Source organism: Nocardia sp. NPDC051756 (genome assembly GCF_040681495.1).
Lineage (GTDB): Bacteria > Actinomycetota > Actinomycetes > Mycobacteriales > Mycobacteriaceae > Nocardia.
In genome coordinates this window covers 956,515-968,989 of sequence record NZ_JBFAYV010000001.1, presented here as the reverse complement: position 1 = coordinate 968,989, position 12,475 = coordinate 956,515, and the positions used below count along the sequence as shown (strand labels likewise).

Annotated in this window: 15 protein-coding genes; 3 read left to right on the top strand and 12 right to left on the bottom strand. The window is 67.3% G+C overall.

Translation table 11 applies throughout. The features are described 5' to 3' along the window. Positions 1-5: 5 nt before the first annotated feature. The 3 genes from AB0M22_RS04810 to AB0M22_RS04800 are packed head-to-tail and all read right to left on the bottom strand — an operon-like array spanning position 6 to position 1,561. Complete coding sequence (locus AB0M22_RS04810; protein ID WP_364721083.1) at positions 6-860, bottom strand: helix-turn-helix transcriptional regulator; 855 nt, start codon at positions 858-860, stop codon at positions 6-8. Further along, positions 841-1,308: a DUF6879 family protein gene (locus tag AB0M22_RS04805; RefSeq protein WP_364721081.1), complete on the bottom strand. Its 468-nt coding sequence runs from the start codon at positions 1,306-1,308 to the stop codon at positions 841-843. Before AB0M22_RS04805 ends, AB0M22_RS04810 begins: the two co-directional genes overlap by 20 nt. A gap of 31 nt (positions 1,309-1,339) precedes the next feature. Beyond that, positions 1,340-1,561 carry a hypothetical protein gene (locus tag AB0M22_RS04800; RefSeq protein ID WP_364721079.1) on the bottom strand — a complete coding sequence of 74 codons (222 nt, stop codon included), beginning with the start codon at positions 1,559-1,561 and terminating at the stop codon, positions 1,340-1,342. A 266-nt stretch (positions 1,562-1,827) separates the two neighbouring features. Between AB0M22_RS04800 and AB0M22_RS04795 the strand changes: the two genes are divergently transcribed. Beyond that, the gene (locus tag AB0M22_RS04795; RefSeq protein ID WP_364721076.1) at positions 1,828-2,235 is read left to right on the top strand and encodes a hypothetical protein; all 408 of its coding nucleotides are present in this window, start codon (positions 1,828-1,830) and stop codon (positions 2,233-2,235) included. A 57-nt stretch (positions 2,236-2,292) separates the two neighbouring features. Here the strand turns inward: AB0M22_RS04795 and recX are convergent, their stop codons facing one another. The 3 genes from recX to AB0M22_RS04780 all read right to left on the bottom strand — a co-directional run bounded on the left by recX (position 2,293) and on the right by AB0M22_RS04780 (position 5,515). Beyond that, complete coding sequence (gene recX / locus AB0M22_RS04790; RefSeq protein WP_364721073.1) at positions 2,293-2,841, bottom strand: recombination regulator RecX; 549 nt, start codon at positions 2,839-2,841, stop codon at positions 2,293-2,295. 343 nt (positions 2,842-3,184) lie between these two features. Then, positions 3,185-4,231 (bottom strand): recombinase RecA, encoded by a 1,047-nt coding sequence (gene recA / locus AB0M22_RS04785; protein ID WP_364721071.1) that lies wholly within the window; start codon positions 4,229-4,231, stop codon positions 3,185-3,187. A gap of 261 nt (positions 4,232-4,492) precedes the next feature. Next, a complete protein-coding gene (locus tag AB0M22_RS04780) occupies positions 4,493-5,515 on the bottom strand; it encodes an Lrp/AsnC family transcriptional regulator (protein WP_364721068.1) in 1,023 nt (340 codons plus the stop codon). 98 nt (positions 5,516-5,613) lie between these two features. Between AB0M22_RS04780 and AB0M22_RS04775 the strand changes: the two genes are divergently transcribed. Then, a complete protein-coding gene (locus AB0M22_RS04775; protein WP_364721066.1) occupies positions 5,614-7,023 on the top strand; it encodes an MFS transporter in 1,410 nt (469 codons plus the stop codon). Positions 7,024-7,182: 159 nt separating this feature from the next. Here AB0M22_RS04775 and AB0M22_RS04770 read toward each other — a convergent pair whose 3' ends face one another. Genes AB0M22_RS04770 through AB0M22_RS04760 form a run of 3 tightly spaced genes read right to left on the bottom strand, consistent with a single transcriptional unit; the run spans position 7,183 to position 9,052 of the window. Beyond that, complete coding sequence (locus AB0M22_RS04770; RefSeq protein ID WP_364721064.1) at positions 7,183-7,632, bottom strand: nuclear transport factor 2 family protein; 450 nt, start codon at positions 7,630-7,632, stop codon at positions 7,183-7,185. A 23-nt stretch (positions 7,633-7,655) separates the two neighbouring features. Further along, positions 7,656-8,543: a pyridoxamine 5'-phosphate oxidase family protein gene (locus tag AB0M22_RS04765; RefSeq protein ID WP_364721061.1), complete on the bottom strand. Its 888-nt coding sequence runs from the start codon at positions 8,541-8,543 to the stop codon at positions 7,656-7,658. 47 nt (positions 8,544-8,590) lie between these two features. Beyond that, a complete protein-coding gene (locus tag AB0M22_RS04760; protein ID WP_364721058.1) occupies positions 8,591-9,052 on the bottom strand; it encodes a VOC family protein in 462 nt (153 codons plus the stop codon). Positions 9,053-9,206: 154 nt separating this feature from the next. Here AB0M22_RS04760 and AB0M22_RS04755 point away from each other — a divergent pair, with 154 nt between their 5' ends. After that, on the top strand, positions 9,207-9,725 hold the full coding sequence (locus AB0M22_RS04755; RefSeq protein WP_364721056.1) for a CGNR zinc finger domain-containing protein: 519 nt from the start codon (positions 9,207-9,209) through the stop codon (positions 9,723-9,725). Between the two features lie 3 nt (positions 9,726-9,728). On the opposite strand, the gene AB0M22_RS04750 is transcribed toward AB0M22_RS04755, so the two are convergent. The 3 genes from AB0M22_RS04750 to AB0M22_RS04740 form a co-directional block, all read right to left on the bottom strand. Continuing rightward, the gene (locus tag AB0M22_RS04750) at positions 9,729-10,973 is read right to left on the bottom strand and encodes a phosphotransferase (RefSeq protein ID WP_364721053.1); all 1,245 of its coding nucleotides are present in this window, start codon (positions 10,971-10,973) and stop codon (positions 9,729-9,731) included. After that, positions 10,970-11,161: a DUF3046 domain-containing protein gene (locus AB0M22_RS04745; protein WP_150405823.1), complete on the bottom strand. Its 192-nt coding sequence runs from the start codon at positions 11,159-11,161 to the stop codon at positions 10,970-10,972. The genes AB0M22_RS04750 and AB0M22_RS04745 overlap by 4 nt, the downstream gene beginning before the upstream one ends. Positions 11,162-11,230: 69 nt before the next feature. Beyond that, on the bottom strand, positions 11,231-12,394 hold the full coding sequence (locus AB0M22_RS04740) for a glycosyl transferase (RefSeq protein ID WP_364721050.1): 1,164 nt from the start codon (positions 12,392-12,394) through the stop codon (positions 11,231-11,233). Positions 12,395-12,475: the final 81 nt, after the last annotated feature.

The window sequence follows — 12,475 nt, the reverse complement described above, 5'->3', positions numbered from 1 at the left end:
CGGCCCTATCCGTCCAGTTCGCCCAACACCTGCAAGATCAAACCCCTTGCCTCCCTGCCATAGACGGCCGAACCCTTGAGCACCTCGAACATGCGGGCATACAACGCGCACTCGGCGGGCTGGGTGACCTGAATACCCGCGGTCGGCGTCTCGAGTGCGACCAGCGCGTCGTCGAAGATCCAGAATCCGGTGGAACCGACCGCCTCGCGTTCGGTCATGAGCGGAATGATGCCGAGCGAGATGTTCGGCATCGACATCAACTCCAACAGCCGACCCAGTTGTCCCACTTGAACTTCCGCCGTGCCGAACCAGGTGCGCAGCGCCTGCTCCTCGAGCACGGCCACGAACCGTTTGCCACCCCGATGCAGCACGCGCTGCCGATCCATGCGGACGGCGACGGCTTCGTCGAGATCGTTGGGCGTATCGAGAAACCGGATCCAGAACGACAGCATGGCCGCCGTGTACTCCGCCGTCTGGAACAGGCCGGGGATGACGTTGTGCTCGTAGATGCGGAACACCTTCGTCGCCTGATACCGCTCGGGCGTGTGCGCGCCGAGCACTCGCTTCATGCCGGCCCGGCTCTGCCGCCGGTATTCCAGGTAGGCCGAGTCGACCGCGCGCAGGGTCGCGACCAAGTCGAGTTCCTGATCGACCGCGGCGCAGACCCGGCACCAGGCGCTGATGTCGCGATCGGTCGGGAACTGCACGCCGTTCTCGATCTTGGACACTCGAGTGAAATGCTGGCCGGTCTCCGCGCCGAGCTGACGGATGGTGATACCGGCGGCTTTGCGGATATCCCGCAGCCGGTTGCCGAGGGCCCGTCGGGCCTCCTGCGCGGAACTAACGGGGCCGGTAGTCACGGTGCGGGATGGACAGCCGCCACGCGGCCTCGAAGGCGTTGCGGCACAGCTGAATATCGTGCGGGTCGAGGGAGGTGACCTGGTCGGTGGCCACGCCGCTGCCCGCGTAGTGGAGGAAGATCACGAGCCGGTTGTCGAGCAGGTAGAAGTCGTTGCCGGGCATGGCGACCGAGGACGTCCGGCGCCGAGGGACCCAGCGGATATCCTCGCCGGCCTCGACCATCGGTGCGGCGATGCTGTGTGACCATCGTTGATAGTCACTCAGCGGTTCGGACACGATTCTGGCTCGGCGCACCGATCGGCCCGCCGATACATGGTCGCGGACCGTTGTGCACCAGCCTTGCAACCAGACCAGGTCGTCGGTTTCTCCGGCGGTCCACTGCGCGATATGCGGCAGCTCGATCGCCGTGCTGTAGGTGTCCCGAGTCTCCAGATGCACTGACTCCACTACGAACTCGCCCAGTAATCGCTCGAACTCTTCATAGGCTATCGATGCCACGGTCTCCCTTCCTGAAGAACTGAATCATCCGGTCCGGGATCTCGACGCAGGTTTCACCCTGCGGAATGTTCATGTGGGCAAGAACCTCGGGGTCGGTGACTACCCATCCCTGGACGATCCACGAATCTCGGTCGGTGCGATACACCGTGGGCGAACCGTTCGGATTCGAGCCCGGATCCTCGCCGATAAAAGTCAGACGCATCGTTGACCCCTTGTCCTGGGATGTTGCGAACTGTTGCCCCGAGCCCGTCGATTGTCTCGCTCCACCGGACCACCGGTCAAGGGCCGGTTTGCTGGTCAAGTGATCGAATATGCGTGTGGTGCAGGGAAATCCGGGAAGGTTCCAGCCAGGAACCTGCCCGCGACCAATGTCCGCAACTTTTCGCAACATGCTGTCCATCCGGCGCCGGCCACTTCTAACCTCGGAGGTTGCACGCGAGTCAGCTACCGAGGAGAGGGCAACTGGGGATGTGGGGACGGCCAACGGCGATCGGGTACCTGCGCCGCGATGTGTCGGGGGTGTCGCAGGTCTGGGACGAGACGCAGATCCGCAGTGTGGCAAAGAGACTCGGGTATGAGCTGACCAAGATAGTGGTGTTCGGCGCGCAGACCGAGCAGCCGGTGCAGCAACTGCTGAACGCGATCGAGCGGGTGGACGCCGATGCCGTCGTCATGCCGAATCTCACACATCTCGCGGATGAGTTGGATCGGGTGGTCCGGGTGTGCGACGTGATCACGGTGAATCCGGAGAACACCTATGCGCGCTGGGTTCTGCCGACAGACCGGTGGCCTGCGCCCGGGACCGCGGAAGCGGCAAGACCCCTCGACGAAACGGGAAGCAAGCAGCAGCCGGACGGGCTCGAACGCCTCGACTGACGTCAAGCAGGCTTGCCGCGACCGCTCGGGCCGAAGCCGGCGAAAGCGACGTCGCCGCTAGTCCTGTTCCAGGTCCGACGTGTCGAACTCGGCCTGGGCCAGTTCGGTTTTGACCACGGTGAAGGCCGTCGACTGGTTGTATCCGCGGCGGGCGAGCATGCCGACCAGCCGGCGGATCGTCTTCTCCCGGTCGAGTCCGGACGGGATGCTGCGGAGTTTGCGTCGGACGAGTTCGCGGGCGCGGGATTCCTCGTCGTCGGAGCTGATCGCGTCGAGCGCGGCTTCGGCGTCGGATTGGGCGACGCCTTTGCGGCGAAGTTCCTGGGCGAGCGCCTGTTTGCCCTTGCCGGAGAAGGTGTGCCGGGCGTGTACCCATTCCTCGGCGAAGGCCGCGTCGTTGATCAGGCCGACCTCGGTGAGCCGGTCGAGGGCGCGGTCGGTGATCTCGGTGCTGTAGCCCTTGGTCGCCAAGCGCTGGGCGAGTTCGGCGCGGCTGCGGGCGCGGACGGCGAGCAGGCGAAGACATGCCTCCTTCGCCTGCTCGACCGTCCCGCCTGGCGGAGTGAGCTCCGTGGAGCGGCCACCCCGCTCGGATCCGGCCGCCACCGGATCCGCCCATCGGCCTTCGGCATGTTCGGAATCAGCCGACTGGGAGTCTGTGCGCCGGGACGACTTTCGTCGTCCACGGCCGGACCCAGTCGAACGCGCCCGCTGCGGATCGGACGCGCTCGACCGAGTTCCCAACGTGTCCGATTCGGCCGAACCACCTTCGGCCGACCGGACTCGTCCGGGGTCCTGTTCGCCGGGCCAAGATCCGAGTGGATCGGTGGAGGCACCAGAGGCGGACAGGAGTTCTTGAAGCCGACGGCGCATCTCCTGCACCGGCTCGGACCGCGACTCATCGGGCGCGGTCCGGCGCGGCTGGGGCGAGCGTCGGCCGTTCATCGGATCAGAAATCGGCGGGGACCTCAGCGGTACCCGCATCCGCGGTCACATCGGCGCCGATGCCGAGCTTCTCTTTGATCTTCTTCTCGATCTCGTCGCGGATGTCGGTGTTCTCCAGCAGGAACTTGCGGGCGTTCTCCTTGCCCTGGCCGAGCTGATCGCCCTCGTAGGTGTACCAGGAGCCGGACTTGCGCACGAAGCCGTGCTCGACGCCCATGTCGATGAGCGAGCCCTCCTTGGAGATGCCGTGGCCGTAGAGGATGTCGAACTCGGCCTGCTTGAACGGCGGGCTGACCTTGTTCTTCACCACCTTGACCCGGGTACGGTTGCCGACCGCGTCGGTGCCGTCCTTGAGCGTTTCGATGCGGCGCACGTCGAGGCGGACCGAGGCGTAGAACTTCAACGCCTTACCACCCGTGGTGGTTTCGGGGGAACCGAACATCACGCCGATCTTCTCGCGCAGCTGGTTGATGAAGATGGCGGTGGTATTGGAGTTGCTCAACGCACCGGTCATCTTGCGCAGCGCCTGGCTCATCAGGCGAGCTTGCAGGCCGACGTGGCTGTCACCCATCTCACCCTCGATCTCGGCGCGCGGCACCAGCGCGGCCACCGAGTCGATGACGATGATGTCGATGGCGCCGGAACGCACCAGCATGTCGGCGATTTCGAGCGCCTGCTCACCGGTGTCGGGCTGCGAGACGAGCAGCGCGTCGGTGTCGACGCCCAGCTTCTTGGCGTAATCCGGGTCGAGGGCGTGCTCCGCGTCGATGAACGCGGCGACACCGCCGGCGGCCTGGGCATTGGCCACCGCGTGCAGCGCGACCGTGGTCTTACCCGAGGATTCCGGGCCGTAGACCTCGACGATGCGGCCGCGGGGCAGGCCGCCGATGCCGAGCGCGACGTCCAGCGCGATGGAGCCGGTCGGGATCACCGCGAGGGGCTGACGTACCTCATCACCGAGACGCATGACCGCGCCCTTGCCGAAGTTCTTCTCGACCTGAGCAAGTGCGAGTTCGAGAGCCTTGTCGCGGTCGTACGCCTGTGGTGCCATGTCTTGATCCCCTTTTCGACGGGTAAGTCTCTTCTGTGGTTGGCGCCAACATTAGAGGGCGGCACCGACAAGTTCTGACGGCAAGATTAGACGAACACGTGTTCGAGTCAAGCGACGCGGCCGGTTCTGCCTCGCCGAGTTTTCCGGCCGGACTCGTGTGCGCAGCTCAGTGCCGTTGACAGCCGGCGGTAAGCCGCAGGTCAGGTTAGCCGGTGCCCGAGCAGTTACCCGGGCACTCGCGAAATCAGTGATCGACCTGGGTCAACGCACCAGCGACACCCGGTCGCTGTTCAGCAGCGTCTGCGCCTGCTTGAGCACGCGCAACGAGGGGGTGACCTCGAAGTCGGTGATGCCGTCCAGCGGGCCGAGACGCTCGGTGATGTAGCGGTAGAGGTGGGGCGTGTCGCGACAGATCAGCGATGCCATCAGGTTGGTCGGGCCGGTGGTGGCGGCCACGAACACGATCTCCGGATGAGTTGCCATCGCCCGGCCCACCGCGTCCAGATCGGCCGGGCGGACCCGCAACCACAGCGCCCCGCGCACGGTGTATCCCATGCGTTCGATCGCGAAGTCGAGGTCGAAATACAGCACGCCGGACTGCGCCAGCTCGGCCATCCGGCGCGCGACTCGTGGTGCGGTCCAACCGGTTTCGGCCGCGATCTGTGCGTACGGCGCGCGGCCGTCGCGACCGAGCAGCGCGAGCATCGCCTCGTCCTCGGGCGTCAGATCCGGCGGTGTGTCCGGCCCGGCACCCTCCAACCGGGACCGCTGCGGGCCCAGCTCGCGCAGCTGCTCTTCGGTGAACAGGTGGCTGAAGCGCGGCCATTCCTCGTCGGCCTCGAAGCGGTGCATCACCTCGTGCGCGATCACCTCGCGCACCTGACTGGCCCGCGGCAAGGTGTGCAGCAGCAGTGCGTCGCGACGTTCGAGCGAGCGCGGGCGGCTCACGCAGGTCACCTCGGAGCCGGTGGACAGCAGCGTGACCCAGCTCAAATCCGGGAATCCGGCCAGTGATTCGGCCAATCGCAGCGCCTTGTCCGGCGTGGATTTGATCCGCAGCACCCAGCGCGCGTGCCCGAGCGGGACCGCGTTCACCTGCCCGGAGACGTGCATGATGCCGCGCTCGCGCAGCGAACGGTAGCGGCGCGCGACGGTCTGCTCGGAGACGTCGAGGACGGCGCCGAGCTTGGCGAACGGGATCCGGGCGTCGTGCACCAGCGCGTGCAGGATCTGCCGGTCGAGAACGTCCAGCGCGGAGGATTCCGGGGTTTCGTCGTACCGCATAGGAGGAATCTAACGCGGGAGTGCATCCGGCTAGGGCTATACGTTCGATTGCCGCACGCTTGGCGTCGATATCGTTCGATTCCGCCGTGGAGGCACTTGTGAAGAAATGGCTCCCCCTGTTCGCCGCGTGTCTCGGCACGCTGATGCTCCTCATCGACGTCACCATCGTGAATGTCGCGTTGCCCGACATCGCGGCCGATCTGCATGCCGGGTTGTCCAGCCTGCAATGGGTGGTGGACGGGTACGCGCTGGCCTTGGCGGCGCTGCTGCTCGTGCTCGGTTCGCTCGCCGATCGGGTCGGCGCGAAACGCGCCTACCTTGCCGGACTGGTCCTGTTCGCACTCGCCTCGCTCGGTTGCGGGATCGCCGACACCTCGTCGAATCTCATTGCGGCGCGGGTACTTCAGGGAATCGGCGGCGCGGCCATGTTCGCGACGACACTGTCGCTGCTGCACTCGACCTACACCGGACGCGACCGTGGCGTCGCGTTCGGCGTCTGGGGTGCGGTGTCCGGTGCGGCGGCGGGCATCGGGGTGGTGCTCGGCGGTGTGCTCACCGAGGCGTTGTCGTGGCGGTGGATCTTCTTCGTCAACCTGCCGATCGCGGTGCTGGCAATCGCGTTGACCGTCAGCGTGTTTCCGGCGTCGGTGCGGCGGGCGGACAAGGCCATCGATGTGCCCGGCATGCTCGCCTTCGCCACCGCCGCGACCGCGCTCACCTACGGCGTTATTCGTGGTGGTGAGCATGGCTGGTCGGACGGTCGTGCGGTGACCGCGCTGGTGCTGGGTGTGATTGCGGTGGTGATCTTCGCCGTCGTCGAAACCCGCAGTGCGGCACCGATGTTCCCGCTGACGCTGCTGCGCAACCGCGACTTCGGCGCGACGCTGCTCGGGGCAAGCGGGCAGACGTTCGCGGCTTTCGCCTGCACTCCCCTGGTTTCGCTGTGGTTGCAGCAGCAGTTGCGGATGACGCCGCTACACGCCGGCTTGGCCTTGCTGCCGATGGCCGCGACAGCGTTCCTGGTCGCCGGGGTGTTCGGCCGGGTGATGCACGACGTCGCGCCGAAGTGGACCATCGGCGCCGGGCTGGTCGTGGTCGGTATCGGCACGGGGCTGCTGACCGTGATCGATGCCGGATCGTCCTGGGCAGCATTGGTTCCCGGGTTCGTGGTGATCGGCGCGGGGATCGGGATCAACGCGCCCGCGCTCGTGTCGGTGGGGATGGCCGCGGTGCCGCCGCAGCAGGGTGGCACTGCGGCGGGTGCGGTGAACACGGCGCGGCAACTCGGCCTCGCCCTCGGAGTCGCGGTGCTGGGCACAGTGTTTCGCGGAGCATCGGACGCCGACCAGCCGATGACCCTGCCGCACTTCGTCACCGGCCTCGACGCCGCCTTCACGGTCGCCGCGGCGGTCGGCATCGTCTTCGGAGTGATCGCCTTCGCCCTACTCCACCACCAGCGTCCCGCCGTGACACCGGGCAACGTCGAGCAGAAAGTCGCCGCGGCCTGACCTGCACCGCGGCTGGGCACTGCGCGCGACCCGACGAGGTGGGTCCGCTGGTTGGCACAACACCACCCACCGGCGACGCGGCAGCCGGCGCAGTTCGTGGTCGACGGGACATGGTGGCGGATTCACACTCCGCCACCATGTCCCGTTGATCAGCAATGGTTACTGCTGGGGCAGCACCGAATCGTCGCCTGGTTCGCGCGGGCCGTGGATGCGGCGGGCAGATTCGGGAATGCGGACATCGTTGATGCTGGCTTCGCGGCGCGACATCAGGCCGTCGGGGGCGAATTCCCATTGTTCGTTGCCGTAGCTGCGCCACCATTGGCCGGATTCGTCGTGCCATTCGTATTGGAAGCGCACGGCGATGCGGTTGCCCTCGAAGGCCCAGAGGTCCTTGCGGAGGGCGTAGCCGTTTTCCGAAGCCCATTTGCGGGTGAGGAATTCGACGATGGCGGCGCGGCCGGTGAAGAACTCGTCGCGGTTACGCCAGACCGAGTCCTCGGTGTAGGCGGCGGCGACCTTCTCCGGATCGCGGGTGTTCCAAGCGTTTTCGGCGGCGAGCACCTTGAACTTGGCGGATTCGAGGTCGAATGGTGGCAGTGGGGGTCGCACGGACGACTCCTTATCTCTGGGATTCAGGGGTTGACGGGGGAAAGTTCGGGCGGGCCCCAGCGCAGCGGGCCCGCGCCGGCGCGTTCGACGACCTCGGTGATGGTGAAGTCGATCGAGCATTGCGCACCGGTGGCGAAAGTTTCCGGCGCCCAGGTCAACTCGGCGGTTCCGGTGAGTTGAAGGGTGCCGCCGGTGGTCCAGTCCGGGACGAGGATGCCACAGTGCGGGTTCACCTCGATGTTTCCGAGGGTCATGAACATCGAGTTGCCGCGGTAGTCGGGCCAGCGCAGGTGGGTCGGCGAAAGTACTTGCAGGAAGCCGGGATTGCCGCCGCGATGGGAGGCGTCGGCGTTGCCCCCGGTGTCGGCGGTCGCGACGAAGAACGCGTCGGCCGCAGTGATCGTAGCCTGCTGGCGGGTATCGAGTTCGGTGCTGCGCCGGGGCAGCGGCGGCTCGACATCCGGCTGGTAGGACTCGATGTGCCTGCGGGTGATGTACTTCGGGCAGTTCGCGTAGACCTGGTCAGCGGCGATGCGCAGGCCGCCACCCGCCGCTGTCGCCGCGCCGTTGATCCGCATCCGCCTGCGCCGCTGCGGTTGCAGCGCGATCATGCCGATCCGGGCCGGATGAGTCAGCGCCTCCCGCAACGGATCTCCCGCCGTGGGCCGCGCGTCGACCGCGATGGTTTCCGTGTCGACGGCGTGCATGAAGCCCGGCGGCCCGACCAGTTCGCTCGCCCACAACCGGCCCGCGGTGTCGGCGGCCGCGATCACCACCATCGGCTGCTCGGCCAGGAAAGACGCGGCGACGGCCGGGATGTCGGCGCGGATCGACCGGCCGACCCGGTCGGCGATCTCCGACTGCCCCATCCGCTGCTGGACCGCGAGTTCACCGGAATGGAAGGGCGCCATCGCAATACTCCTGTCGAGCTGGGTGATCCGTTCAACGATGCTGCGGCTCAGAAGAATCCACAGGTCGGCGCGTCGCCACTGGGCGCGGGCGCGGACTCGGCCCCGGTCGGCGCGTAGACCTCGAGCCGGATGCCGTCGGGGTCGGTGAAGAAGATGCCGCCGGACGCGGTGCCCTCGCCGTGCGCGACGACGCCGTCATGGAGGATCTGCACGGACTGCTCGCGCAGCGCCGCCTCGACCGCGCGCACCTGATCGAGCGAGTCGACCTGGAACGAAAGATGGTGCAGGCCCGGCGTTTCACCGGAGAACGAGCCCGCGCTCTGCTGCCACAGGGTCAGCGAGAGCTTGCCGCCCGCACCGAGGAACGCCCATTTCCGCTCGCCGTCGGTGCTCGCGGCGAGCTGCTCGAAACCCAGTGCGCGACGGTAGAAATCGACCGAACGCTCTAGATCGGAGACGTTCAGGCCGATGTGTCCGGTGGCGAGCTGGGGTGCGGTGACCGTGGTCATGTGATCCTCCTCGACGGGTGAAACCGTCTTCAACGGTTTAACTGGTTAGAAGATAACCACCACCCAGCCTCGCAGTCAACCTGTAAAATGACTATAAACGGTTAGAGACGCAGCCGTTGCCTTGGTTACCGGAAGGAGCTGGATACCCTCAGTCATGCACGATCCACGCCCCCACCTCGGCGAACCGCTGTCGCTCGACCTGCTGGACACGCGGTGGAACCAGCACGGACAGCCGCAGGACCTGCTCACCGACGTGACAGGTCTCGGCATCTGGCTGGCCTCGGCGGGGCTGACCGATCGCGCGACCGCCGACGAGGCGACGCTCGCCGCGGTCCTGACGGCGCGCACGGCCATCTATGACGTGGTGCAGAGCGCCACACACAAAGCATTGAACGAGGTACTCGAGCACGGACGAATCCGGCGCATGCTCACCGACGCCGGACCCGAGAACGTCATCGACGTCCCCGACCCCACCTGGCTGCCCGCCTGGCTGGCGGCCGACAACCTGCTCCAGCTACTCGCCGAGGCGCCGGACCGCATCCGCCAGTGCGCGCACCCCGACTGCGTGCTGTTCTTCTACGACACCTCGAAAAACGGCACCCGACGCTGGCATTCGATGGCAACGTGCGGCAACCGCACCAAGGCGGCCCGGCATTACGCGAAGAAGCCTTGAACCTCAGAACAATTCGTCGAGCAGGCGGTAGTACTCCAGGCGACGGTGATCCGGTTCGGTGAGACCGTAGGCGGCGAAGAAGGCGGTCACCTCGGCTTCGCCGAAGTCGTCGCGCAGGTCACGCACGGCGAGGGAGAGGTCGCGATAGCGGTCGGCGACGCCGAGCGCGCCGACATCGAGCAGGATCGAGCCTTCGAGCACGTTCGGCGGAGTGAAGTCGCCGTGTGCCACGACCAGATCCTCATGGTCGGGACGCTCGGCAATCAGTTGTGCCAGAACGTCTTCCGGGGTGATCCCCCGGTTCTCCGCTTCGAAGTCGTCCAGATCGACCAAGCCCTCGATCACCTGACGACGCGCCTGTGCCAGCACGACGTCGAGACTTCCGTCGAACGGGCATTCGGCGACCGGAATGCTGTGCAACCGGCGCAGTAGCTCACCCATGACCGTGCCGACCGAGGTGTCGCCCGAGCCCGCGTCGTCGCGCGCGGCCAGGCTCGACGTACCCGCATCGGCGAGGACCAGCACGTCACCGTCGAACACGAGGATCTCCGGCAGTCGAATTCCGCGGTCGCGCAACCAGTTCAATCGCCGGCGCTCCGCCACGGCCTTCGGCCCCCGCTTGACCCAGAACGCCTCGTTGACGAACGAGACGCCGCCGCTTTGCCCTTCGTGCTCGTCCGACCACGTCGAGTCCGTGCCGAGCAACGCGGCGACCTTCGGCGGCAACGAAATCGGCAGCGAGGCAAGTCGTTCCAGCGCGACCCGAGTGGATTCGATCTCTTCGGAATCGCCCTCGGCCGTACGCAAGTCGAGTGCCTCGCGCAGCAGCGTGTGTGCTTCGGTCAGTTGATCCTGTTCGGCCAGCGCCTTGCCGAGATGTTGCACGGCGAACGACAGCACGTCCGGCACGGCCGCCCGCGCGTGCTCGACGGCCCGGCGGTACAGCGTCTCGGCGGTGAACGCGTCGCCCTGATAGCGGTAGACGTCGCCGAGGTTGATCCACACCGTGATCCGGCGTTCCTCGGTGTCCACGAGTTCCAGCGCCCGGTCGAGCAGATCGAGGGCCTGGTCGTAGCGGCCGAGCAGCATCGCCTCGATCCCGGTCTGCCGATATCCGGCGAAGTCGGCCGGCTCGGCCTTCGCCAGCCGCGCGGCCAGCCGTTCCGGATCGACCGGGATCATCCGTTCCCGCTCGTCGAACCGATACAGCGGACCGTCGCGATCCACCGCCTGGCCCGGCACGCTCACCACCGCCCCCGCGGCACGTCGAACTCCGAGCAGAGCGCCCGCCACACGTCGCGCGGATCCACCCCCGCCTCGATGGCATCGGACCCCGTCCGCCCCAACGACGGGATCACATGATCGGCCAGCAGGGCATCGCCCCGCGCCGACCCGAATTCGGTATGCAACAGCTCCTGGAACTCCGTCAATCGCACCGTGCCCAAGATACCCGCGCTCCCCCACCACCCCCACCGCCCCCGCTACTCGCACGGAGCCGACGCCGGCTAACCCGCTCGGACCGTGTCGAGGATCTGGTGGCAGAGGTGGATGGGGTCGGTGATGTCGGTGGCGGTTGCGGCTGCTTGTTCGGCGGCGGCGGCGAAGGTTGGGGTGTCGAGGATTTCCAGGACGGTGGCGCGGACCGCGGCGGGGGTCAGGGGGCGGACGAGGAGTGAGCTGCCTTGGCGGACGGCTCGGTTGGCGAGTTCCCACTGGTCGCCGCCGCCGGGGATGGTGACGATCGGGACTGCCGCGGAGAGGGATTTGGCGAGCAGGCCGTGGCCGCCGCCGCCGACCACCACCGCGGCGTGGGTGAGGAGTTCGTCTTGGCGGCCCAGACCTGCTGTGGCCCAAGGGGGTAGGTCGGCTGGTGGGGGGTCGAGGGTCGAGATGGCTACGCGGACATCGGCTCCCGCGAGGGCGTCGAGCACGGTTTCGACCATGCCGATTACGCCGGTATGGGCGGTGGAGGGGGCGACCATCACCAACGGAGCGTCGCCCGGCGGAGGTTCGAGGATCGAGTCGGTCGGTTCCCAGAAGAGCGGGCCGATGACGTGGGCGTTGTCCGGCCAGTCGGGGCGCGGCACCTCCAGCGCGGGGAGGGTGGCGATCAGGCGGGCGGCGGGGCCCGGGTCGGTGGCGGGCAGGCCGATGCCTTCGCGAGCGTGTTCGCGCTGACGCAGACCATTACGGATGTCCCGCGCGGTCATGGTGCGCAGCACGCCGTCGCGCATCCGACCGCGCAACCCCTCACCGGGCGCGAGGCCACTCCCGATGGGCGGCAAGGCTTTCGACGGTAGATAGAGCGGATGCGGGGACAGCTCCACCCAGGGCACGCCGAGGCGTTCCGCGGCCAGACCGCCGCCTGCGGTGAGTACATCGGAGACGACCAGTTCGGGCAGCATGGCGCCGAGGTCGGGCATGATCTCGGTGGAGATGTGCGCGGCGCGTTCGTGGATGCGCTGGCCTGCGTCGGTGTCGTCGTCGGCGGGGCGAGGCGCCAGGCCCTTCAGGCGACGCACGCCGATGCCCGCGTCCCGCGCGGCCTCGAACCAGCGCGGGGCGGTGAACAGCACCGGCTCATCACCGGCGGCCAGGAAACGCAAGCACAACGCGATGGCGGGAAACGCATGTCCCGGATCGGGTCCCGCGACTACGGCTACTCGCATCCGCATAGCGTGCCACACCGCTCGACGGCTCGGTCACACCCACGTCCCGCGTCTTCACCTGCTCGACAGCTGAACTTCACG